Raw genomic sequence first — 21,354 nt, 5'->3', positions numbered from 1 at the left:
ACTCAGTCCGGGGGACCCGCCGGAGGATCGACGGCTCCGCGGGCGTCGGGCAACCGCTGCGCGCGGCGTAGGCGGAGCACGAAGTAGGGCACGCAGGCAACGGCCAGGGCGAACTTGACCAGGTTCCAGGTCGGTGTCTGCGGCAGTTGAGTCGAGGCGGCGCTGACTGCGGTGACCACCACAATGCCCAGGAGCACGGGCAACGGCGTACGCGGCAGGGGCGCAATTCCGGGAACGGCCCTCCGCTGGAGGAGTGCCTGGATCGCGAAGGCGACCAATGTTCCGCCTGCGGCAGCGACGATGCCGAACCGGTCCAGGAGTGCGATGTTGATCGCGATGTTGAGGACGGCGGCCACCCCAGTCAGGACCGCGATCGGCCGCGTGCGGCGTTCGGTGACGAGGGCTCTACCGCTCGCGCCGCTCGCAGCGAACGGATACGCCGACAGCGCGACGAGGAAGACCACCACCACGAGGCCCTCGGGCCGGAAGCTCTCGGGCGCCACGATGCGTAGCAGCAGGGGCGCGGCGAGGGTGACGCCCAGGATCACCGGCGCGAGCAGGACGTAGAGTTCGTCGCGGGCACGCCCCAGCAGAGCCCATCGGCGTGCCCGGTCGGCGATGCCCGCGATGCGGGGGCTCCATGCCTGACTGGTGAACCCGACGAGCATCACCACGACGTAGCCGACGATGTAAGCGACCTGGTAGCGCCCGACCTCCGCCGGGCCGAGGATGCGCTGGATGACGACGCGATCGCCCATGTTGAGCACGAACATCGACAGCATGCTCAACGTCAGTGGGAGCCCGAGAGCGAGCGTCCTTCGGACGAGAGCCGAGTCGACGACGCCTCGAAATGCGGGCCTGGTGAGGACGATACCGAGGGCCATCGCCGCGAACTGGCTCACGACGCCGCCCCAGGCGTAGACGCCGGCGTCCCGCGCGAGCCCGACCAGGAGCCCGATCCCGACGACCTGCCCGCCAACCGCAGCCACCAGGCTCACCAACGCGAAAGGTCGGAAGCGGTCCTGGCTCAGCAGTAGCGCCAGCATCATCTGACCGGCGACGGCGGGAACGGTCCAGAGGAGGGTCGCGACGAGCAGGCTCGAGACCCCGGCAAACCCCAGGAAGGTGCTCCACACCGGGGCTGTCACAGCGGCGACACTCGTCATGAGCAGGGCGAACGCCGTACCGATCGTGATCAGTCTTCGGGCCGACCGGTCGTCGCCGTCCTCGGCCCGCTGCTGTACGAGGGCCTGATCGATGCCGAGGCCGGCGACGATGACCAGCACCTGGTGCAGGGCGATGGCGGATGACAGCTCACCGAAATCCGAGGGACCAAGGAGGTGCGCGAGCACCGGGGAGACAAGGGTCGACCCGACAACCTGTAGGCACCAGACCACCACGTACAGCAGGCCGCGCCCGAAGAGACCGGAACCCGCAGGAGCCCGTCCCGCCGCAGAACCCGAACTCGCGGTCGTGGCCGACCCGGTCACGACGTCGGGACCGTGGTTCCGCGGAACACCGTGTCGATCAGGTCGAGGACGTGCGTGTCGACGTCGGTCGAGAACTTGCGGGCGAAGAACTTCGGGACGCCGTCGTCGATCTCCCCCGCTCGGGCGCGTCCCAGGATGTCGAGGTGGTCGGTCGTCAACCACGGCGGGCTCTTCCGCCGCCGGCCGTCCCACCCGATCGCCCACAGCGTCTCAGCGACGTGCTCGTCTGCCCAAGAGGGCACCAGCTCCGGGCTGTTCAGGACGGACGGGACGAATGTCTCGTCGGCCACCCAGCTGTCCCGCCAGAAGGCGACGAGGTCCGGTCGCCGGGCGGCGACGTCCACCACCTGGCGGGCGTGCGCACGCGCGAGAATCTTGTGCTGCGGCCCCCCGGACGGCACGACGTCACGGGGCAGCCGCCGAGGAAAGGGCAAGCGCAGCATGTGCTTGCGCCACACGCGGTGCCGGTAACGCAGACGCGATAGCCCACCATCCCGCCCCCACCCCGCTATGGGCATCGGTGTTGTGAGGGTGATCGACCGCCCGAGATGGCGGCTTAGGAGGGAGCGGATCTCGTCCGTGGAGGCGAGCGGGTAGTCGCTGCCGCTGAGCAGTGCGACGTGCGTCGCGTCGGTCGTCTCCAGAGCGACGCGGTATCCCATGAGCTCAGCCGCCACGTTCTCCCACCTGGCCCAGCCGGTGTTCATCCTCGGCAGGACGCGGCAGCGCTCGGGTAGGTCACGTTTCATCGCCTCGAACGCCGAAGCCGACGTCGCAATGTCGCAGTGCAGGAACACCGGGAACGGGTCGAGGGCCTCGATCAAGCGGCGGGTGTGCACGGGGTCGGTGTGCGTCAGAACGACACACGCGAGGTCCGGGACGGGACCGCCCACTTCACCTGTCGGCGGGGACACCTCAGCTCCCTGCCAAGACGGTGCGACCGCCCTCTGGCGTCTCGGACGCGATCTCGCGCTCCTTGATGCGGCGGGCGGGCACACCGGCGTAGACCCCGCGCGGTGCACAGTCCCGCGTGACGACCGCGCCCGCCGCGACGATGACATCGTCGCCGATCGTGACCCCGGGGAGCACGACGGCCCGTGACGAGATCCAGCACCGGTCCCCGATCAGGATCGACCTGCCCATGGCCGAACGCATGAACGTCCCGTCCTCAAGGATCGGGTGGTCGCTGGTCACCAGCATCACGTCGATCCCGAGCCCGACGCTCTCACCGAGCGTCACGGGCGCGACCAACTCGATGTAGGCACGGCGATTGACATAGGTACCTGGCCCGATCCGCAACGGTGCCCGCCCGATGATCGTGGCACCACTCGCGATGTCCGGGGTGCGTACGTCCAGCCCCATCAGTCGGTACAGGGCCATGCGCGCCGCTCGCGGAACGAGGACACTGCCGGCGATGTTGTTGAGCACCAGGAACCTGAGACCGTAGGTGACGGTCCAGGCACCGTCCTCGCGCAGCATCCGCAGGACCCCCGCGACCTTCTCACTTCTCTTCACGATCAGCCCTCCTCGACGGGTCAAGACGCTCGGTTGCCCGGAGCGCTCGGAAGATGTGGACGAGTCGTAAACTCGATCGCACACGTTTGCGGGAGCGTTGGAGGAGATCACCATGCGTGGCCGATCTCCGTTGCGGCTCCCCCGCGGCGTACTCGTCCTCGCCGCGGTCCTGACGCTCACGCTCACGCTCACGGCCGCGACCTGGATGCTCGACGGGCCCGAGGACGTGGCCGATGGCGAGCCCCATGGCTGGGGCCCGGTCATCCAGGGCGACGAATTCGACGGCCCGACGCTCGACACGGCTCGCTGGCTCGTCTACGACGGCGCCGGACACGACGGCAACGGCATCCGCAGCCCGGGGCAGATCGAGGTGCGCGATGGAGTTCTCACCATCCGCGGCGACTCGTCGGGCACGACCGGCGGCCTCGCCCTCTGGCCCGGGCAGCTCTACGGCCGGTGGGAGGCCCGGATGCGGGTCGAGACCGGAGGGGACCAGGGATACCACCCCGTCCTCCTCCTGTGGCCGGACGACAACAACTGGCCCGGCGGCGGTGAGATCGACTACGCCGAGATGAGCGCCGACGGCGACGAGGCCCAGGTCAACTACCTGTCGGGCGGCGAGACCAACACATGGGTCCGGTCGGCGACCCCGCTCGACATCACCACTTGGCACGTCTATGCCGTGGAGTGGACCGCTTCGGGAGTGCGCGCCTTCATCGACGGGCGCCTCGTGTTCGAGGATCGCGATGCCTCGCGCTCCCCGCGGAAGCCGATGCACCAGGCGATCCAGCTCGACTGGTTCCCGGAGATCAACCCCGAGCCGGCGCCGTCGGCCATGCACGTGGACTGGGTCCGCGTCCGCTCCCGGTCCTGACGGCCTGGTCATGTGCTCGGCCCGACCTCGAGGATCCAGGCGTCGCCGTCGTGGAACACCACCTGGAGGCGCGGGTCCGCGATGAGCAGGGCGGAAAGCGGCGTCAGAGACCCTTCGGGGGCATACCCGTAGCTCTCCGCGAAGGCGACCTGACTCGGGCCCAACGCGAGGTAGACGTGCTGGCCCGGCTGCCGGAGCGCGTTGAGCGACTGCACGATCTCCGTGACCTCGGTCGGGCCGAGGCGTCGTCCGACGAACATCGGATTGCTCGTGATCTCGGCGCCCCATTGCGCCCCGCCAGAGTAGTAGAGCGTGTAGCGGGCCGACTGGGGCGCAGGGAAGTTGGAGCTCAGGAGGGTGAGCGCGCTTCCGGGCGGAGCGTAGGTCTCGAACCACCGACCTGCGGCGACCTCCTCCGGCTGGATGGCGTTCACCCGGTCCAGCCCGAACGCGGCGACGAGGAGCAGCAACAGCGCCACCATGCTCGTACCGGCGACGACCACCAGGCGCCGCAACCCGGCCGCCGGTGCGAGCAGGAGCCCGCCTGCCAGGAACGCCAGCCACGGGCACATGAAGCTGAAGATGCGATAAATGCCTTCTCCACCGTAGCCCTGGACCAGTACCAGGAGGACGGGCGTCAGGGCCAGGACGAGGATCCAGGCCTCTCGGAGGCGGGCACGCCACCACCCAACTCCCGCGGCGACCACGAGCAGCAGGCTGACCACCCGGGCCGTGGTGCCGACGAGCTGGTGGCCCACCGACCCGGCGCTCGGGCTCCCGGACTGCGCCCCCCGCACGTTGTTCCAGAGATCAAAGCTCACAACGGTCTGGTGCGTCGAGACGTAGTCCCACGACAGCCAGACCTGGATCACCGTCATCACCAGGACGGCCACGGGCAGCCATCGCACGTCGCAGCGTCGGACTACGACCATGACGGCCAGGCCCAGGACGAGGAAGAACGGGCTGAGCTGGTGGCTGACCACGACGGCCGCTGACAGCGCGAGCACAACCACGATCGCGACGACCCGAGGGAACGGTCGCGCGTCACCCTGCGGCTCGTCGCGGGGGACGGAGCGGAGCGTCGCGAGCAGACCCCGCGGCGTCCACCATGACCCGATCGCCGCGGGCACCGCCAGCGGGAGGCCCGACGGCTGTGCGGATCGCGACTCAGGACGCAGGTGTCGCAGAACGACACCGAAGACCAGCAGTGTGAGCACGTAGCCCATCGACTGGGGAGACAGGTATGTGGGGAGCAGCCAGGCGCCGAGCACGAACACCCACAGACCGGCGGCGATCCGGCGGTGGTCTCTCGTGAGACCCCCGAAGACGTAGCGGAGAGCGAGGACGGCCACGAGGGCGAAGAAGGGCTGAGCCCAGTTCGCGAAGGCCAGGGCGTCGACACCGGTCCGGTCGGCCAGCACCGCCGCCGCGGCGAAGAAGCCCGGCCAGTTCTGATAGATGTCGATTTCGCGGTAGACCACCCCGTACTGCTGGATAAAGTCGATCACTGCGAGGTGCTTGTAGACATAACCGAACTTGGGCGCCGTGAACAGGAACGCCGACGTGGCATGGAGCACGACGACCAGGGCCAGGACGTGCAGGTCGAGCAGCCGCCGACGTGAGTTCGCCGCGAGGCCGATCGCGAACGCCGTGGCGATCAGCGCCAGCGCACCGAAGAATGTGACTGGGAGGACGGAGACGAGCCCCAGGTCGTCCAATCCCCGGAGGTCGATCCGGGTCAAGGAGATTAGCCAGAGCACGAGCCCGAGGCCCACGAGGACCAATTGGGATCGCCCGGGGTCGAGACCGAACGGCGTGACGGGGCTGAGATTCTCGTCCCGATCCCCGGCCGTCCGTTCAGCGGTGACGTCCCGCATCCGGATGAGGCTCGTCACGCCGTCGCCCCCGAACGGTCCGCGGTGCCGGGACCGGTCAGCAGAAGGGCCGCACCGCGCCACACGAGTGCCGGCACGGCGACGAACGCGAGGACGCCCAGGAACATCTCGGCGTTCCACGTCCCGAGAGCCAGCATCGTGACCCCGCCGAGCACGAGGACCGCGACGCTGATCCCAACGCCGACCACCACGTCGTCGAGCAGGTCGGCACCGGGCCGGAAGGCCACCAGGGCCGCGCCCGGGGCGACGAGGAGCGCGACCGCCACGAGAGGAGCCGCCGGCGTGACCGCCAGGACGGGCGCGCAGGTCGCGAGACCCGCGAGCCCGAGCAGGACAGCTGCACGCCGCCGATCACCGGGGCGGGCCTCGGTGGACGCGAGGCGCCGTCGCATCAGCCACCGCACCCGCGCGGCGAGGACGCCGGCCAGCAGGACGTCGATGAAGAGCCAGGCCGCGATCACGGGAACACACCCCGTAGAGGCGCGCTGGCACGCGCGTCGTCGGACATCAAGACTTGTTCCCCCTTGCGACCCCGCGTGTCGCACGACCTGCCCGGTGTCGTCCGCGGCATTGTCGGCGCCGCCCCGCCGTCGACCACCTGAGAATTGGCGGGATCACCGTAGCCCGAGCCCTTCCGGAAAGCGAGATCGTGACGGTGATGGTGTGCGCACGGAGCGTCGACCATCTTCTCATCACTTTTAGGTATGCCGCTCGGTGATAACGTTCTGCGCCTTCACGCCGATGACCCGTCGAACATTTCTGGAGGAGGTCCGGCCGATGAGACGTCGCGCGCCGCGTGCTGCGCTGTACGCAGTCGCGGGTGTCGGCATCCTCGTGCTCGCGCTACTCGGGCCCCTGGTGGGCGCCGCGCGAGCCGTGGACTGCCCGGCCGGCTCCGTCGTCAACGTCATCGCCCATCCCGACGACGACCTGCTGTTCCAGAGCCCGGACCTGATCCACGACGTCCAGAGCGAACGGTGTGTCACCACCGTCGTCGTCACCGCAGGCGACGCGAACGAGGGCACCGCGTACTGGCAGTCGCGCGAGTCCGGCGCTCGTGCCGCGTACGCCGCGATGGCCGGGGTCGACAATGCGTGGTCCAACGGGACCACGACGGTCTCTGGACGCAGCGTGGCCACCTCATCGCTGGCCGCTCGCTCCGGCCTGGAGCTGGTCTTCCTCCGCCTTCCCGACGGGGGGCTAGATGGCGCCGGAGGGTCCCGCTACGGCTTTCAGAGCCTCCAGAAGCTCTACACCGGCGCGATCTCGAGCATTCGTGCCGTCAACGGGTCGGCGACCTACACCCAGGACCAGCTGGTGGCCACCCTCGCCGCACTGATGGAGACCGCCGGCGCCACCGACGTCAAGACCCTCGACTACGCCGGCTCGTACGGTGACGGCGACCACAGTGACCACCACACAGTCGGCTACCTCGCCGAGGCCGCCCAGGAGCGCGTCGCGCAGCAGCACACGTTCACCGGGTATGTGGGCTACCCCATCGCGAGCCGGCCGGAGAATGTCACCGGCGCCGACCTGGACGCCAAGACGCGAATCTTCACGACCTATGCCGCTTTCGACTCGAAGACGTGCGGGAGCATCGCTGCGTGCGCCGGGCGTCCCGAGGAGAAGTGGTGGCCGCGCCAGTACGAGGTGTCCGACAGCACCAACCCACCCGAGAACGGGAATGTGGCCGGATTGGCGACGGCGAACGCGTCGTCGGAGAACACTCGTGATGGGCAGATCGCCGTGCGCGCGGTCGACGGCGTCGTCGACGGCTACCCCGGCGACTACACCAAGGAATGGGCGAGCGCGGGTGAGGGCGCCGGAGCGTGGCTGGAGCTGACCTGGCCCACCCCGGTCACCATCGACCGCGTCGTCCTCCACGACCGACCCAACCCCGCCGACCAAGTCACCGGCGGCACCCTGAGCTTCTCCGACGGCACCACCACCACCGTCGGCACCCTGGACAACGCAGGCGCGGCCACCACCGTGACCTTCCCCGCCCGCACCGTCACCAGCCTCCGCCTGACCGCGGACGACGTCAGCGCCGGAACGCTCAACATCGGCCTCGCCGAGATCGAGGTCAGGTGACGAGATGAGGAGGACGCGGCACGATCATGCGCACGATGTCCACAACATGGGCCCGGAGGAGCCGGGGATGCCGGATACACCCGTAGGTGTGGTCCTTGTCGACACCGAGCAGGGACTACCCGATCTCGAGGACCTACGTGCGCGCTACCGAACGGTGTGGTTCGTTCTGCGCCGTGGCGGGCGGCCGCTGTCGCTCCACGAGATGGATATTCGTCGTGACGCGACAGCCCACGCCGGCGCCGCGCTGGAGCAGCTCATCGCGGAAGCCCACGAGGAGCCGTTCCCGCAGGGGCCGTCTACCGGATCACGACGGCTGCCGAGCATTGCCGTCGTGATCCCGACCATCGTCGAGCGCTCCGACGAGCTCGTCGCGTGTCTGGATGCGCTGGCTGCCGTGGAGTACGACCGGTTCGAGGTCGTGCTCGTCGACAACCGCCGAACGATTCCCGACGACGACCCGTTACCGGCGGCCCTCGCGGGTCGCGCCCGTGTCCGGTGCGTCAGAGAGGCTCGACCGGGGATCTCCGCCGCGCGGAACGCCGGCGTTGCGGCCACCACGGCCGATGTGGTGGCGTTCACCGACGACGACGTCCACGTCGATACCGGCTGGCTCCGCGCGATCGGAACACGGTTCGCCGAGCACCCGGACGAGGACGTGGTCAGCGGCCTCGTCCTGCCCTCCGAGCTCGAGACGCCATCCCAGTTGATGTTCGAGCGGTACTACGGCGGGTTCTCGGGCGAGCGGACCTTCGCCCCGACGTCATTCCGGGTCAAGCGTCCGGGCGGCCCGCCCTGGGCCCGGGCGTCGGTCGTCGCTCGTGACGACGAGGGGCGGGAGATGCGCCGGTTCGCGCTCTACGGAGCGGGAGCGTGTGGGGCCGGCTGCAACATCGCGTTCCGGCGCACGGCTCTGTACGGCCCGCTCCTGTTCGACCTCGCCCTCGGCACCGGTACGCCGGCACGGGGCGGCGAGGACCTGGCCGCGATGATCGCGGTGCTTTGGCGCGGCCGCGGGATCGGTTACGAGCCGGCAGCGACGGTCCACCATCAGCACCGGCGCGAGTACGACGAGCTCCTGCGCCAGATGTCGGGGTACGGGACGGGCTTCACCGCCATGCTGACGTCACTGGTTCTGCACGACCGCGGCCACCTCCTGGGGCTGGTCGGGCAGGTACCGAAGGCGGCGGTCCGACTGGGCCGCGGCGCGACCACCCGCCTGCGCGGACATCGACCGCAGACCCCGGACGCGCTGGACGGGGCGACGTCCGGCGGGGAGAGGACATTTCCTCCGGAGCTCGCACGCCGTGAGCTCGCCGGCTACCTCAGGGGCCCTGGCGCCTACCTACGCAGCCGTCGTGCGGCACGGGTCGGGGCTGATACCGCACGACCGCGAGCGTGACGGGCGAAGATGTCCTCGAGTCCGTCGAGATGCGCATCGAATGCGAAGCACTGGTCGACCCACGCCGAGCATCGGCCGCCGAGGTCGGGCTCTGTCACCCTCCAGTCCAGCAGCGACTCCAGCCGTCGGGCGAGCTCGTCCGGGGCGTCGGGCTCCACGAGAAGGTGCTCCATCTCGGCGCCGAGGATCTCGGGGACGGCTCCGACACGTGACGCCACCACAGGGCGGCCGCTGGACATGGTCTCGATCACTACCCGCCCGAAGGTCTCCGGCAGCAGCGTCGGGAACGCCACCAGGTCTGCGGCGTGGAGGAACGGTACGACGTCCCCGCTCGCGCCGAAGAGCCTGTACGCGCGTGGATCGAGACCTCGGAGGAGCCCGTCAGACGGCCGCTGACCGTTGGCCGCAAGAGCGTCGACCAGGACCAGGACCGCGTCGGGACGTCGGGCCCGCACCGCCGACCACGCGCGGACGAGCGTCGCGACGCCCTTCTCCGGGGTCATCTGCCCGTAGCAGAGGACGATGGGTGCGTCCTGCGGCAGGCCGAGCCGGTGGCGGGCGACGGCTCGCTCCGTCCGACCACCCACGGGGTAGTCGGACCGCCGCACGGCGTTGGGCAGCACGCTGACGCGCTCGGGCGGGACGCCCCGCTCGAGGTACGACCCGCGGACGAACTCCGAGACAGCCGCGAAGTGCGCGACACCGTGACCGAAAAGTCGCATCCGGCGATAGGCCGGAAGGACGTGCAGGTGACACACCAGAGGGGCCCCGGTCAGGCGTGACACCGTCTGGCCCCACACGAGGTGCTCGGTGCGGTTCAGCCAGACCACGTCCGGGCGCCGCGCCCGCGCCCAACGCACGGCCGGGAGGAAGCTTCGCAGATGGCCCGGCGCCCGTCGCGGATCGAAGTGGAACGGCGCGGGCCCGAAGAGCCCGACATCCGCCTGCTCGTACTGCTCGCGGAATGGCCCGTCGACTCCATATACGACGTCGAGTGCGTGCCCGCGAGTGCGGAGTCCGAGGCTGTCCTGCAGCGTGCACACCTCCACCCCGCCGACCGGCTCGAGCCACGCGGAGTGGGTGAGGATGCGCAATCGCGACCTCACGGTCATGGCACCAGAGGCCGGGGGGCGCAGCGACCTCCGTCAAGGCCCGCAGCACCACGACAGCGTCCCCGCCACCCCGTCTGCGCTGGCTCACTGCGAGATCGTGATCGCAACCGTCCGCCAAGGTAACCCGCGATGGTCGTGGCGAGGCCGAGCGCGATGGCGGCCGCCTTTGCCGGGTTGCTCCTGCGGGCCACGAGTCCACGGACGAAACCGCGGGGAAGGACACGACACACGTACCCTCGTTCAGATGAAAGGGCATCGGTCGCACCGGCGAGATCGCTGACGGCCGCCTTCGACAGGCCCTCGGAGTAGCAGCGCCGGACGAAGTACCGCAACGTGCGGCGCTCCCGCTTGACGGTGTGGTGGACCTCGGCTCGGGGATCGTAGAGGAAACGCGCGCCGGGCAGGGCTGCGCGGACACGGATGCCGAACTCGGTCTCCTCGCAGCCGAGCGGCAGGGAGCCAACGCGTCCCAGGCCCTCGGTGAAGGCACCCGCGCTCTCGAACGTCTCCCGCCGGTAGCTCATGTTGGCCCCTATAGCGTTGCGAACGGGGCGCACGTCGGTGGGAAGGCCGACGTAGGAGCAGCCTATGACCCAGTTGAACTCCGCGGGGAACCAGAACGGCGGCGCCGGGTCCCACGCGGGAAGAACACCGCCACCGACACCGTGCACGGCATCATCCTCGTAGTGCTCGACGAGCCGCGCGATCCAGTCGGTTTCTGCGGCCGCATCGTCGTCGAGGAAGACCAGGATGTCTCCCGTCGCTGCGCGGACACCGGTGTTGCGGGCTCCCGAAAGACCACGCCGGCCTCGGCTGGGGACGACCTCCGCGCGCGGGAAGCGGGCACGCGCCCACGCGAGGAGCTCCTCGTTGTGGTCGATCACGACAACGATCTCTTCGACAGGAAAGGTCTGCTCTTCGACCGACGCGACCGACTTCTCCAAGTCGACCTGGCGCTCCATCGTGTGGGCGCAGATGATCACGGTGACTGTGGGCTGGGCAGTCACTTCAGGTCTCCGTCGAGGTCGTGCGCGAGCGCCGAGCGCCGCTTCGGGCCCGGAGATAGAGGAGCGGCCCGGCGAGCAACCCGGTGAGCTCGAGGATGAACGCCCCGCGGGGAGCGGGCGTTCGCGGCCCGAGGGAGCGCGACGTCCGTCGACGGATCCGGTCAATTCGCCTGACGCCGGACGGAAGCCGCCGAAGCAGTTCCGTGCGCGTCGATCGCCCCAGCGCGTACTTCGAGGCGTAGGCCGACAGCCCCGTGCCGTAGGCGTACATCTGCCGACGTAGCGCGCGCTCGTCCGCGCGATGGTGGTGCCACACGAGCGCTGAGGGTTCGTACGCAATGGCACGGCCGGCTCTCAGTACCCGGACGAACAGGTCGAGGTCCTCGCCGCCGCGGGTGGCGGTCCCCGCCCCCAGCGCCTCGTCGAAGCCCCCGAGCGCAGAGACGAGGTCGCGGTCCACGACCAGGTTGGCTCCGGTGCCGAAGATGCCGGGCGAATACGGATACAGGAGGTCGTCCGGGCGGGACGCGAGGTCGAAGGTCTCCGGCGCGGTGCGCGTCGACCACGAGGCCGCCCGGGCATCGAAGTAGGCCTCCGCACGGTTGGAGATGCTTGCCGTGGCCACGAGGCCAGTCACTGCACCGACATCCTCTCGGCGCCGGACGCCGCGAACGACGCCCTCGATCCAGTGCGCATCGACGACCACGTCGTCGTCGGTATAGGCCACCCAGCGCCCACGAGCCTCCGCGAGACCACGATTTCGGGCGGCCGACAACCCCGGACGGGGCTCGACGACATGACGAAACCGGCCGTCGCCGTAGAGTTCGACAGCCCTGCGCGTGGCGTCGTTCGACGGCGCGTTGTCGACGATCACGATGTCGAGGGCAGGGTAGGTCAGCGCGGCGAGGGATCGAAGGCATCCGGCGATGAGCTGACCGCGATCGCGAGTGCAGACCACGACGGTGACCAACTCTTCGACCCCCACGGCGGCGGGGCAATTGAGTCCCGGCCCGTGCAGAGGGGTTCCGGGGTCGTCCGGCCCGCACGGCGTGATGCCCTCGCGTCGGAGGTGGTCGTCAATGACCTGAGCGAACTCTGCCCGTGCCACCCGATGAAGGACCGTGGGGTCGAGATCGCCGGTGGGCAGATCGACTGTGATGTAACCGAGTGTCTCGTCGTGGAGGCGGACGAGGACCCGCGCCTCGCGGTGGGCCGCAGTGCGCGGCACGCTTGCCCGCAGCCCGCGTTCGGCGAGTTCGATCGCGCAGCACCACGTCCCAACCGGCCCGAGCGCGGGTGTGGACCTGTCCGCCCGAGTCGTCCCGATGTCCTGGATCACCACGTCAGTGGGCGATGGCGGTCGGCGCGGCACCCGGGGTGCCGACGGTGACCTCGTCGGCTGAGGGGCCAACGGGGCGGCAGGCCGGTCCTGTGAGGTGCTGGGCGGGAACAGAAGGGTTGTGACGAGCGCGCTGCCGCTCGTTCAGGATCGTGCGCAAGACACGAAGCCCGTCACGCGCGGCGTTGAGGTTGGAGACCCCGTGTAGACGCGGCCGCTCCACGCTCCCGACCTCCGCGACCGAGGCACCCGCTGCGGCGACTCGAATGTTGATTAGAGTCTCGACCTCGAAGCCGTCGCCCCACAGCATCTCGTCGTCTCCGGCCCAAGCCGCCGGAGACGGAAGGTCGAAGATCGGCACGAGGCCGGCCCAGAAGGCGTTGTAGCCATAGCACAGGTCGGTGTATCGCACGCCGAAGAGCCGGTTGACCACTGCGGTGAGGGCCTGGTTGCCGAGCGAGCGCAGGACGGTGATGTCTTCACTGCCACCCCCGGATGCCCGCCGCGTGCCTTTCGCGTAGTGGGCCCCGGCGACCAGCATCCGGACGAAGTCCGGAATCTCGGCCGGGTCGGCCGAGCCGTCGGCGTCGAGCATGACGATGATGTCGCCGGTGGCAGCGGCGAATCCGCACGCCAGAGCGTTCCCCTTCCCACGACGCGTCTGCTGCACGATGAGAGCGTCGGGTCGGCATCGGCGGGTGACGCCGATCGTGTCGTCGACCGAGCCACCGTCGACGAGGATCACCTCGTAGGAGGGGCTCAGGCCTCGCAGCACACTGGGCAGGTTGGCAGCCTCGTTCCGCGCCGGGATCACAACCGAGACAGTGGGCGGTCCCGGCACCGTCCGACGACCGCCTACGCCGTTCCTCTCGGGTGCTTCCCTGACCTGAACCGTCCTGTTCGCCACGTTGATCACGGTCCTTCCCCCCGGACTCGGCATCTCTCGCTCCGTGTCGCTCGTGCGAGCACGATTAGCCTCAACCACCCGATCGGATGACACATCCCCAAGAGTGAGGACACGATTCAGCTACTCGCGGTGAGAAGTCGGCAGCGCTACCTCGATAGATATGACTTCGATCACCTACTCAGAGGTACGCTGCACGCAGCGCGCCGACGCGGAGGCGCTGGCCGTCGAGCGGCCTTCGCGCCCGTCAGCGCTGCTCGTCGCGCTCGGCGGCGCGCACGAACGCCACAGCCTCCAGCTGGGAGGTCACCTCGAGCTTGCGGAGAATCGACCGAATCTGACTGCGCACCGTCGCGAGCGAGGTGGAGAACTCGTCAGCGATGCTGGCCGCCCTCGACCCCGCCGCGAGCCGATCGAGCACCTGGCGCTCACGGTCGGTCAGACCCGCGAGCAGCTCCTCACGGCGCCCCCGGAGTCGACGCGCGCGACGTGCGCGATCGAGCCAATGGCGGCGGATGTCCTGCGTCATGGCGAGCCCCGTTGTCGCCACCGCCTTCACGGCGCTCACCAGCTCCTCGAGAGGCACCGTCTTGTCGACGACGCCCCGGGCACCCGCCTCCACGGCGAAGGCGATCTCCTCGACGTTGCCGCTGGCGCTCATCACGAGCGTTCGCCATCCCGCCGCTTCGAGAGGCGTCACGAGCTGCGTCCCCCAGCGCTGGCGTCCGGCTACAGGCCCAAGGTCGAGATCGAGTAGCGCGACGCCGCCGGCCGTGCCGGGTCGGCCCGCGTACCCGGCCACGTCCTGCAGGTCGTCGGCCAAGGGGATGCGGCGTGCGGAGAAGCCCTGGCCCGTCAGGACGCTGACCAACGCGGAACTGAGGACCTCATGATCATCGATCACGATCACGTCCGGATTCAGGTGGACCCACCTCCCCCGGCCGGCCCGCTGCAACGAGACGCACCTCGGCGACGTGCCCTCGTCCGGCGGCGTTCGCGACGAGCTCGACCGATCCGCCCTCCTCGGCGAGCAGTCGACGCGAGAGCGCCAGTCCGATACCCCGACGCCCACTCCGAGGACCGCTTGCCCGCGTGCGTGGCCCTGAGTCCGCCACACGCACCGTCACAGCCCCGTCCTCCCGGGACCCTGTGACCGTGAGGTCGGAACCCGGTGCATGTGCCGCACAGTTGACCAGAAGGTTGACCAACGTGTGCCGCAGAGTGCTGGGATCACCACGCACGGGAAGCGACCGAGCCACCTCGGTACGAATCTCGGCCCCGAACGAGTACACGAGGAGAGTCTCGCGAATCAACGGAGCGGCGTCGTAGTGGCCTACCGCCCGCGGTTCGAGACCCTCGACGAGGAGCGTCCGCATCCGTTCGAGCTCGCTGGTCAGGGCAGCCAGGAGATCGTCTTTGTTCCCGGCCTCAGGCTCAGCGAGCAGGTGGGCCACAGCTGCGAGGCCAGCCGTCAGATTGAGCAGTTCGTGATCGCGCTCTCGCACCCGGCGTAGAGCGTTGTCCTGTGCAGGAGAGGCAGTCCTATCAGGCCGAGAACCTGCGACGATGTGTCGGAGCTTTCTAGCCACCCGCCCCCCCGAGCGTGGCTCCACGTGGCAGTCCCCCATCGGTGACGACGTCCACTGATCGTACAAGAAGCTATCACCCACCTGTACGCCTCCGGGATCCGCGCGGCCCCGTCCGGACTCTCAGCGAGTAACTCTTCGGCAGAACTGGATATCGGATCGTAATCTTTCCGATGGTGAATCGTAACGATTTGCCGGGCTCCGAACCCGTGTCACCTACTCTGTCCCCGTGGTGGGCGGAAGATCGAGAACCCGGAGGTCGCGGTGTCGTTGTGGCCACGAACGTGAGGCCCATGAGCACTTCCGCCCAGGCTCCGACTGCGCCCTCTGCGGCGCCGATCGGTGCTCCAGATTTCGCTGGCGGCCGGAGTGGCTGCTTCGCCTGACGGGCCTCTGAGGCGCAGCCTCGCATCACCCGGTCGGTGAAAGATCCAGGCATTCGGCAGCGGTGGCGCTAACGGTCGGGACCCGAGGCGCGAGAAGAGATCGACAGCCGGCATGGGGGCCGGCCGCACCTCGGGGGGTTCCCATGGCCAAGCACGCGGCGCCGCACACGGCGGCCGGCGTCCCGACCGCGAGCACGATCATCCGCCCGGTCGCCGTCAGCGCGTCGGCCTACCTCGACCGCCTGCGTGCCGCGACCACCACCGTCACCGCGGCCTCTGTCGCGGCCGGGCGGCACTCACGCTGACCTCGCTCCCGTCGGCCGGCGCGGCGCCGACGGGTGCGGGGGTCACGCCGGCAGGACCGTCCCGGCGTGCAGGGGGCCCTCGTCGTTGACGGCGAGGAGCACCGGGACGGTGCCGCCGGTGTCGATGCGGCAGACGGCGGCGTCGACGAGGTACATGCGCCAGGCGATGTCGATCCCGACGCCGAGCGCCCAGCTGATCGCCGCCTTGATCGGCGAGACGTGGCTGACGACGACCACCTCGCCGGCGGCCGCCTCGGCCGCGAGCTCGGTGCACGCGCGGGCCACGCGCTCGCGGACCGCCACCAGCGACTCGCCGCCGGCGGGGACGTGCTCCGGGTCCTCCTGCCAGGCGCGCCAGCCGTCGCCGTCGAGCGCCGTCATGGGCTGGCCGTCGAGCTCGCCGTAGTCCATCTCGGTCCACCGGGCGTCGATCTCGACGGGCACCTCGGCGCCCAGGAGCGCGGCGGTCTCCTGCGCGCGGGCGAGCGGGCTCGACAGCAGGCGGGTGGGCCGGGGGAGGCCCGCGGCGAGCGCCCGGGCCTGGCGTCGCCCGACGTCGGTGAGCGGCGGATCCGATCGGCCGCACATCACCCCGCGGGCGTTGGCCTCACTCTGACCGTGGCGGACGAGGGTGAGCACGTACTCCACGGTAGTGCCGGCAGACCGGGCACCCGGCGCGCATTCGGGCGACCGAGCGCGTCCGCGAGCAGGACGAGCGCGCCGGGCAGGCACGCGATGAGCGCCAGGACGCCGTAGACGACGGCCGTCGCGAGCCCCTGACCTGCGTCGAGACCGACCGCGGCGAAGGCGACCGCGGCGGCGGCCTCGCGCGGCCCCCACCCGCCGACGGTCAGCGGCACCGCCATCGCGAGCAGCGCGACGGTGACCAGCGGCAGCAGCTGCCCCAGCGACACGCCGACCCCGGCGACGCGGGCGGCGAGCACGAACAGCGCGAGCAGCCCGCCGAGCCCGACGAGCGAGCACAGGAGCACCGCCGGCCCCGTCCGCACGCGGCCGAGCCCCTCACGGACGTCGCGGCCCGCGGTCGTCAGCGCTGCGCGGAGACGGGCGGCGCGGCGGGCGTGGCGGAGCCACAGGCCCACGACCAGCACCGCGACCAGCACCGCGACGCCGACCGCGCCCGCGACGACCCCGAGACCGGGGCCGACGAGCGCGTGCAGCAGGGCCGGGCTCGCGACCAGCACGGCGACGCCGACGGCGACCACCACGACCTGCCCGGCCACCCGCTCGATGACGACCGCCCGCGCCCCGCGGGCATCGCCGGGCCGGTGGTGGCGCACGGCACGGTGGACGTCGCCCAGGACGCCGGCGGGCAGGAGCGAGTTGAGCAGGGTCGCGCGGTAGGCGTCGGCGGTGGCGGTGCGCAGGGACAGCTCGAGCCCGACGCCGCGGGCGACGACGCACCAGCGCGCGGCGCCGGCGACGGTGGTCAGGGCGCCGAGGGCGAGGGCGGCGAGGACGGTCGGTGCCGTGATCGCCCCGAGCGCCTCGACCACCCCGCCCGCGCCCACGCGGATCGCGAGCAGGGCGGGCAGGCCGAGGCCGACGAGCAGGCGCAGCACGAGGCCCAGGGGGACGCGGCGGGCGGGGGCGGTCATGGCGGGTCCGGTGGGCTCGGGACCGGAGGGGTCGGGTCGGGCGGGGCCGCCAGTGTTCTCGACGCCGTCGCGCGGGGTGAGGGTGTTCGCGCTATTGCCCGCACGGGCCTCGGTGTGCTGTGCAGGGCGGTCGTCGACGCTGCGTCGTGGGGCGGGGACGGCGGGTAGGGCGGACAGGGCAGGCGCGGGGAGCGGCACGGAGGATCCAGGGGGAGCTGGGGAGCTGGGGAGCGTGCGGCGGGGCTTCGGGGGGCCGGTCGGGGCTGGGTGGCTAGGGCAGCGCCAGGAGGTCGAGGTGGCCGACGGTCACCCGCAACCGGCCCTGCTCGGCGGCCTCGAGGCGGCGGGCGAGGTAGGCGTCGGCGTGGCGCGCGAGGTCGGGGTCCTGCGCGACGGCCGCGGCCACCCAGCCCTGCAGCCAGGCGACGACGAGGTCGACGTCGTCGAGCCCGAGGTGCCACGGGCTCGCACGGGACAGGATGTGCGCGCCGTGGCGCACGAAGGCCTCCTCGGCGACGGTCGGGGCCCGCGGACCGAGGAGGGCGCGCCCGTCGACGGTGCGCTGCTGGTGGGCGTCGAAGGCCGCGGCCATGGGGACGTCGCGCGGCTCGGCGGGCTCGAACCGGACCTGGCCGGTCACCGACAGCGTCAGCAGGGCCGCCACGCCGGCACCGACGCACGCGGCGGCGACGGCGTCGATCTCCTCGGCGGTGAGGAGGTCGAGCAACGCCGAGGCGGTCACGAGGTCGACGCCGGCGAGGTCGGCGGCGGTGAGCGTCGTGACGTCGAGCTCGCGGACCTCCGCGGTGATCGGCGACCCGTCGCGCGCCCGCGGGGGCAGCGCGTCGGCGACGTGGGCGAGCAGGCCCGCGTCGCGGTCGGCGAGCACCCAGTGCTGCGGACCGGGCAGGCGGGGCGCGAGCCAGCGCGCCATCGACCCGGTGCCCGCACCGAGGTCGAGGATGCGGCCGGGCGCGGGGTGCCCGGCGCGCAGCTCCTCGACGAGGTCGACCGCGCGCGCCTCGGCGTCGGCGGCCTCGCGCAGGGCGAGCCAGTCGGCGGCGGCCGGCGCGCCGGGGAGGGCGTGGGCCGGGGTCAGGTCGGCGGGATCGCGAGCAGGTCCGCCAGCGCCTGCTCCACCCGTCGCGACGTCTGTGTCCACGTGGTCAGCCTGCATCGTGGGGATCTCGCTGAGACCCGTAACCCGTCACGATGCGCATGATCGGCGAACCAGCGGCGCAGCGTTGCGACGAGTGCCGGTACATCCTCAGGAGGCGTTAAGACTCCGCCGTTCGCCAGCGTGTCCGGCAGGCCGCCGACGTCGCTCGCCACCACGGGGATGCCCCGCGCGCGGGCCTCGGTCACCACCATGCCGTACGTCTCGACCCGCGAGGGTGCGACGAGCAGGTCGGCGGCGTGCCAGACCGCGTCGAGGTCGGCGCCGGTCCGCGGGCCGGTGATCCGCACGCGGTCGCCGAGGCCGTGGCGCGCGACCGTCGCGCGGAGGTCGGCGACGAAGGCCGGGTCGCGGCCGGTCGGGCCGACGAGGTCGAGGGTCCAGGGGTGCTCGCGCAGCGCGGCGAGGGCCGCCACGAGCAGGTCCTGGCCCTTGGTCGGGGTCACCGCGCCGAGGCAGAGCAGCCGGTGCGCGCCGTCGGTGCCGGCCGCGCGGGGCGCCGGGTCGACCCCGGGGACGGCGACCGTCGCGTCGACGCCCTGCTGGTGGAGGCGCCGGGCGGTCCAGGGGCTGGTGGCGACGACGGCCCGCGCGGTGCGCAGGACGGCGTGCTCGTCGGCGGCGAGGTCGGGGTGCTCCTCGCCGAGGGGCAGGTGCACGAGGACGGCGAGCCGCGCGGCGTGCGGGACGACGACGTCCGGCACCCCGCCTGCGACGAGCCCGTCGAGCAGGACCGGGCCCGCGCCCCGCAGCACCGCCGCGAGCGCCCGCCGCGCGGCGTCGCCGGGGCGCGGCCAGGTGCCGGCCAGCTGGGCGTCGTGCACCACGACGCCCCGGGCCCGCAGCCCGTCGATCACCCGCGCGTCGTAGACGTCCCCGCCGCTGACCAGCGCGGGGTCGGCGACCGGCCGGACGACCGTCAGCGCACGTGGGGGCACGGGATCCAGCATGGCGCGCCTACGGTGCCCCCATGGTCGACGTCCTGCCGCCACTGGCGCCCGAGGACCACGTCTGCGCGCCGTGCGGGATGGCCTTCGCCGAGCTGTCGGTCGACGCCGCCGCCGCGCTCGCGGCCTCGGTACCCGCTCGCGCCCGGGCGGCGGTGGACGCGATCCCGCCGCCGCGCCGTCACGGGCGCCGCACCCCGGACGTCTGGTCGGTCGCCGAGTACGTCTGCCACCTGCGCGACGTCGCGATCGCCTTCACGATCCGCCTGCACCGCGCCCGCACCGAAGACCGGCCCGCCCTCGAGCCCGTGTACAACGACCTGCGCGTGCGCCGCTTCCGCTACGACGACCACGACGTCGACGCCGTCCTGCACGAGCTCGCGCTCGTGACGCCCGGGCTGCTCGACGAGGTCGCCCGCTTCGCCGACGCCGACTGGGACCGCAGGGTCACCCGCCTCGCCCACGAGGAGAGGACCGCCCGCTGGTTGCTGCGCCAGGCCGCGCACGAGGGCGTGCACCACGTGGCCGACATCTCTGCCGCCGGACGGCCCTGACCCCCCACCCGGGTGGCCCTGCGTGTGCGTGCGACCGTGGCCGGGAACGCCGACCGCACTTCGTCGACACCCCGAACCGACGAGGAGGCACCCATGGTGGGCCGACACCACCGCTCCCCCGCTCCCCGCCGCGCCACGAGTCACACGGCTCGTCGCGCGCTCGCGCCGTTCGGGGTCGCCTCGGCGGCCCTCCTCGCCGCCGCACCGCTGGCGGGCGCCGCGCCCGCCGCACCCCAGCAGCCCCCGCAGGCCGACCCGCCGCCCTGCAGCGACGCCGCCGACGTCTGCGTCGACCTCAGCGAGGAGCAGGCCTGGCTCACCGACGACGGCCGCGCCACCTCCGGCCCGATGGCGATCACCTCGGGCTCCGACGAGGACCCGACGCCGACCGGCGAGTTCACCGTGCAGCGCAAGGAGCGCCACCACGTGAGCCGCGAGTTCGGCCGGGCGCCGATGCCCTGGTCGGTGTTCTTCGACGACGAGGGCCGCGCGTTCCACAGCGGCAGCCGGGCGAGCACCTCGCACGGCTGCATCCGCCTCGACAAGGACGACGCCCGCGACGTCTTCACCGCGCTGGAGCCCGGCGACCAGGTCGAGATCGTCAGGTGAGCGTCAGCTCATAGCTCGCCGACGCCACGTGGGACTCGTGCAGGGTCACCGTGATGCCGGCGAGGCCGCCCGCGTGCGGGCCGAGCCGCCCGTCGCCCGCGCGCTCCGCGAGCCGGCGGGCGACCACCTGGGCGAGGTACTCGGTCGTGGTGTTCACCCCGGCGAACTCGGGGTGGTCGTCGAGGTTGGTGTAGGTCAGGTCGGCCAGCGCGTCGTGCAGCTGCTCGGTGGCCAGCCCGATGTCGACGACGATGTTGTCGGCGTCGAGCTTGGCGCGCCGGAACGTCGCGTCGACGACGAACGTCGCGCCGTGCAGGGCCTGGGCCGGTCCGAAGACCGCGCCGCGGAAGCTGTGGGCGATCATGATGTGGTCGCGGACGGTGACGGCGAACATGCCCCGCAATGTGCCCTACGGCAGGTGAGCAGAACGAAGTGCCCCAGCACTTCTGTCTGCTCACCTGTGCCCGAGGCGCACCCCGTCAGATCAGGACCACCAGCAGGGCGACCGCCAGGCCGAGGGCGAGCACGACGAGGAAGAGCTGGAC

23 protein-coding genes are annotated in these 21,354 nt (G+C 71.4%); 7 read left to right on the top strand and 16 right to left on the bottom strand.

Going from position 1 to position 21,354, the window contains the following annotated elements:
- Positions 1-2: 2 nt before the first annotated feature.
- The 3 genes from PGB27_RS15770 to PGB27_RS15760 form a co-directional block, all read right to left on the bottom strand.
- Positions 3-1,397 (bottom strand): lipopolysaccharide biosynthesis protein, encoded by a 1,395-nt coding sequence (locus PGB27_RS15770; RefSeq protein WP_274201491.1) that lies wholly within the window; start codon positions 1,395-1,397, stop codon positions 3-5.
- A gap of 89 nt (positions 1,398-1,486) precedes the next feature.
- The gene (locus tag PGB27_RS15765; protein WP_274201323.1) at positions 1,487-2,329 is read right to left on the bottom strand and encodes a beta-1,6-N-acetylglucosaminyltransferase; all 843 of its coding nucleotides are present in this window, start codon (positions 2,327-2,329) and stop codon (positions 1,487-1,489) included.
- Positions 2,330-2,405: 76 nt separating this feature from the next.
- Positions 2,406-3,005 carry an acyltransferase gene (locus PGB27_RS15760; protein WP_274201322.1) on the bottom strand — a complete coding sequence of 200 codons (600 nt, stop codon included), beginning with the start codon at positions 3,003-3,005 and terminating at the stop codon, positions 2,406-2,408.
- A 205-nt stretch (positions 3,006-3,210) separates the two neighbouring features.
- Between PGB27_RS15760 and PGB27_RS15755 the strand changes: the two genes are divergently transcribed.
- A complete protein-coding gene (locus tag PGB27_RS15755; RefSeq protein WP_274201321.1) occupies positions 3,211-3,879 on the top strand; it encodes a glycoside hydrolase family 16 protein in 669 nt (222 codons plus the stop codon).
- An 8-nt stretch (positions 3,880-3,887) separates the two neighbouring features.
- On the opposite strand, the gene PGB27_RS15750 is transcribed toward PGB27_RS15755, so the two are convergent.
- Together PGB27_RS15750 and PGB27_RS15745 are read right to left on the bottom strand one after the other, a co-directional pair.
- Positions 3,888-5,774, bottom strand: coding sequence for a hypothetical protein (locus PGB27_RS15750; protein WP_274201320.1), 1,887 nt, complete (start codon positions 5,772-5,774; stop codon positions 3,888-3,890).
- Complete coding sequence (locus PGB27_RS15745) at positions 5,771-6,235, bottom strand: hypothetical protein (protein ID WP_274201319.1); 465 nt, start codon at positions 6,233-6,235, stop codon at positions 5,771-5,773. Before PGB27_RS15745 ends, PGB27_RS15750 begins: the two co-directional genes overlap by 4 nt.
- Before the next feature lie 316 nt (positions 6,236-6,551).
- Here PGB27_RS15745 and PGB27_RS15740 point away from each other — a divergent pair, with 316 nt between their 5' ends.
- Together PGB27_RS15740 and PGB27_RS15735 are read left to right on the top strand one after the other, a co-directional pair.
- A complete protein-coding gene (locus PGB27_RS15740; RefSeq protein ID WP_274201318.1) occupies positions 6,552-7,865 on the top strand; it encodes a DUF7402 domain-containing protein in 1,314 nt (437 codons plus the stop codon).
- Positions 7,866-7,911: 46 nt separating this feature from the next.
- A complete protein-coding gene (locus PGB27_RS15735) occupies positions 7,912-9,264 on the top strand; it encodes a glycosyltransferase family 2 protein (protein ID WP_274201317.1) in 1,353 nt (450 codons plus the stop codon).
- Here PGB27_RS15735 and PGB27_RS15730 read toward each other — a convergent pair.
- The 6 genes from PGB27_RS15730 to PGB27_RS29440 all read right to left on the bottom strand — a co-directional run bounded on the left by PGB27_RS15730 (position 9,204) and on the right by PGB27_RS29440 (position 15,002).
- Positions 9,204-10,358, bottom strand: a complete 1,155-nt coding sequence (locus tag PGB27_RS15730) for a glycosyltransferase family 4 protein (protein ID WP_274201316.1) — start codon at positions 10,356-10,358, stop codon at positions 9,204-9,206. The genes PGB27_RS15735 and PGB27_RS15730 overlap by 61 nt on opposite strands.
- 14 nt (positions 10,359-10,372) lie before the next feature.
- On the bottom strand, positions 10,373-11,383 hold the full coding sequence (locus tag PGB27_RS15725) for a glycosyltransferase family 2 protein (protein WP_274201315.1): 1,011 nt from the start codon (positions 11,381-11,383) through the stop codon (positions 10,373-10,375).
- A 1-nt stretch (position 11,384) separates the two neighbouring features.
- Positions 11,385-12,722: a glycosyltransferase family 2 protein gene (locus tag PGB27_RS15720; protein ID WP_274201314.1), complete on the bottom strand. Its 1,338-nt coding sequence runs from the start codon at positions 12,720-12,722 to the stop codon at positions 11,385-11,387.
- Positions 12,723-12,726: 4 nt separating this feature from the next.
- Positions 12,727-13,638 (bottom strand): glycosyltransferase family 2 protein, encoded by a 912-nt coding sequence (locus PGB27_RS15715; RefSeq protein ID WP_274201313.1) that lies wholly within the window; start codon positions 13,636-13,638, stop codon positions 12,727-12,729.
- 235 nt (positions 13,639-13,873) lie between these two features.
- Positions 13,874-14,536: a response regulator transcription factor gene (locus tag PGB27_RS15710; protein WP_274201312.1), complete on the bottom strand. Its 663-nt coding sequence runs from the start codon at positions 14,534-14,536 to the stop codon at positions 13,874-13,876.
- Positions 14,520-15,002: a sensor histidine kinase gene (locus PGB27_RS29440; protein ID WP_408630081.1), complete on the bottom strand. Its 483-nt coding sequence runs from the start codon at positions 15,000-15,002 to the stop codon at positions 14,520-14,522. Before PGB27_RS29440 ends, PGB27_RS15710 begins: the two co-directional genes overlap by 17 nt.
- Between PGB27_RS29440 and PGB27_RS15705 the strand changes: the two genes are divergently transcribed.
- A complete protein-coding gene (locus tag PGB27_RS15705; RefSeq protein ID WP_274201311.1) occupies positions 14,955-15,140 on the top strand; it encodes a hypothetical protein in 186 nt (61 codons plus the stop codon). The two genes, PGB27_RS29440 and PGB27_RS15705, sit on opposite strands and share 48 nt — an antisense overlap.
- A gap of 601 nt (positions 15,141-15,741) precedes the next feature.
- Complete coding sequence (locus tag PGB27_RS15700; RefSeq protein WP_274201310.1) at positions 15,742-15,903, top strand: hypothetical protein; 162 nt, start codon at positions 15,742-15,744, stop codon at positions 15,901-15,903.
- Positions 15,904-15,945: 42 nt separating this feature from the next.
- On the opposite strand, the gene PGB27_RS15695 is transcribed toward PGB27_RS15700, so the two are convergent.
- The 4 genes from PGB27_RS15695 to PGB27_RS15680 all read right to left on the bottom strand — a co-directional run bounded on the left by PGB27_RS15695 (position 15,946) and on the right by PGB27_RS15680 (position 19,637).
- Positions 15,946-16,542, bottom strand: a complete 597-nt coding sequence (locus tag PGB27_RS15695; protein ID WP_274201309.1) for a histidine phosphatase family protein — start codon at positions 16,540-16,542, stop codon at positions 15,946-15,948.
- Complete coding sequence (locus PGB27_RS15690; RefSeq protein ID WP_274201308.1) at positions 16,491-17,522, bottom strand: lysylphosphatidylglycerol synthase domain-containing protein; 1,032 nt, start codon at positions 17,520-17,522, stop codon at positions 16,491-16,493. The genes PGB27_RS15695 and PGB27_RS15690 overlap by 52 nt, the downstream gene beginning before the upstream one ends.
- 271 nt (positions 17,523-17,793) lie before the next feature.
- Entirely contained in the window at positions 17,794-18,684 is an 891-nt protein-coding gene (locus PGB27_RS15685; RefSeq protein WP_274201307.1) for a methyltransferase domain-containing protein, read from the bottom strand.
- Complete coding sequence (locus PGB27_RS15680; RefSeq protein ID WP_274201306.1) at positions 18,618-19,637, bottom strand: glycosyltransferase family 4 protein; 1,020 nt, start codon at positions 19,635-19,637, stop codon at positions 18,618-18,620. The genes PGB27_RS15685 and PGB27_RS15680 overlap by 67 nt, the downstream gene beginning before the upstream one ends.
- Positions 19,638-19,669: 32 nt before the next feature.
- On the opposite strand from PGB27_RS15680, the gene PGB27_RS15675 reads away from it, so the two are divergent.
- Entirely contained in the window at positions 19,670-20,200 is a 531-nt protein-coding gene (locus PGB27_RS15675; protein ID WP_274201305.1) for a DinB family protein, read from the top strand.
- Positions 20,201-20,293: 93 nt separating this feature from the next.
- Complete coding sequence (locus PGB27_RS15670; RefSeq protein ID WP_274201304.1) at positions 20,294-20,809, top strand: L,D-transpeptidase; 516 nt, start codon at positions 20,294-20,296, stop codon at positions 20,807-20,809.
- Here PGB27_RS15670 and PGB27_RS15665 read toward each other — a convergent pair.
- A complete protein-coding gene (locus PGB27_RS15665) occupies positions 20,802-21,203 on the bottom strand; it encodes a 6-pyruvoyl trahydropterin synthase family protein (protein WP_274201303.1) in 402 nt (133 codons plus the stop codon). The two genes, PGB27_RS15670 and PGB27_RS15665, sit on opposite strands and share 8 nt — an antisense overlap.
- Positions 21,204-21,354: the final 151 nt, after the last annotated feature.

This window comes from Actinomycetospora lemnae, assembly GCF_028737315.1.
Lineage (GTDB): Bacteria > Actinomycetota > Actinomycetes > Mycobacteriales > Pseudonocardiaceae > Actinomycetospora > Actinomycetospora lemnae.
Note: the sequence above shows the minus strand (reverse complement) of the source record. Positions and strands in the feature narration are given on the sequence as shown.

Coding starts and splice junctions, on each gene's coding strand:
- PGB27_RS15700 (WP_274201310.1), top strand. CDS start 15,742: ATGGCCAAGCACGCGGCGCCGCACACGGCGGCCGGCGTCCCGACCGCG.
- PGB27_RS15740 (WP_274201318.1), top strand. CDS start 6,552: ATGAGACGTCGCGCGCCGCGTGCTGCGCTGTACGCAGTCGCGGGTGTC.
- PGB27_RS29440 (WP_408630081.1), bottom strand. CDS start 15,002: ATGCGGACGCTCCTCGTCGAGGGTCTCGAACCGCGGGCGGTAGGCCAC.
- PGB27_RS15675 (WP_274201305.1), top strand. CDS start 19,670: ATGGTCGACGTCCTGCCGCCACTGGCGCCCGAGGACCACGTCTGCGCG.
- PGB27_RS15735 (WP_274201317.1), top strand. CDS start 7,912: ATGGGCCCGGAGGAGCCGGGGATGCCGGATACACCCGTAGGTGTGGTC.
- PGB27_RS15755 (WP_274201321.1), top strand. CDS start 3,211: ATGCTCGACGGGCCCGAGGACGTGGCCGATGGCGAGCCCCATGGCTGG.
- PGB27_RS15690 (WP_274201308.1), bottom strand. CDS start 17,522: ATGACCGCCCCCGCCCGCCGCGTCCCCCTGGGCCTCGTGCTGCGCCTG.
- PGB27_RS15670 (WP_274201304.1), top strand. CDS start 20,294: ATGGTGGGCCGACACCACCGCTCCCCCGCTCCCCGCCGCGCCACGAGT.
- PGB27_RS15665 (WP_274201303.1), bottom strand. CDS start 21,203: ATGTTCGCCGTCACCGTCCGCGACCACATCATGATCGCCCACAGCTTC.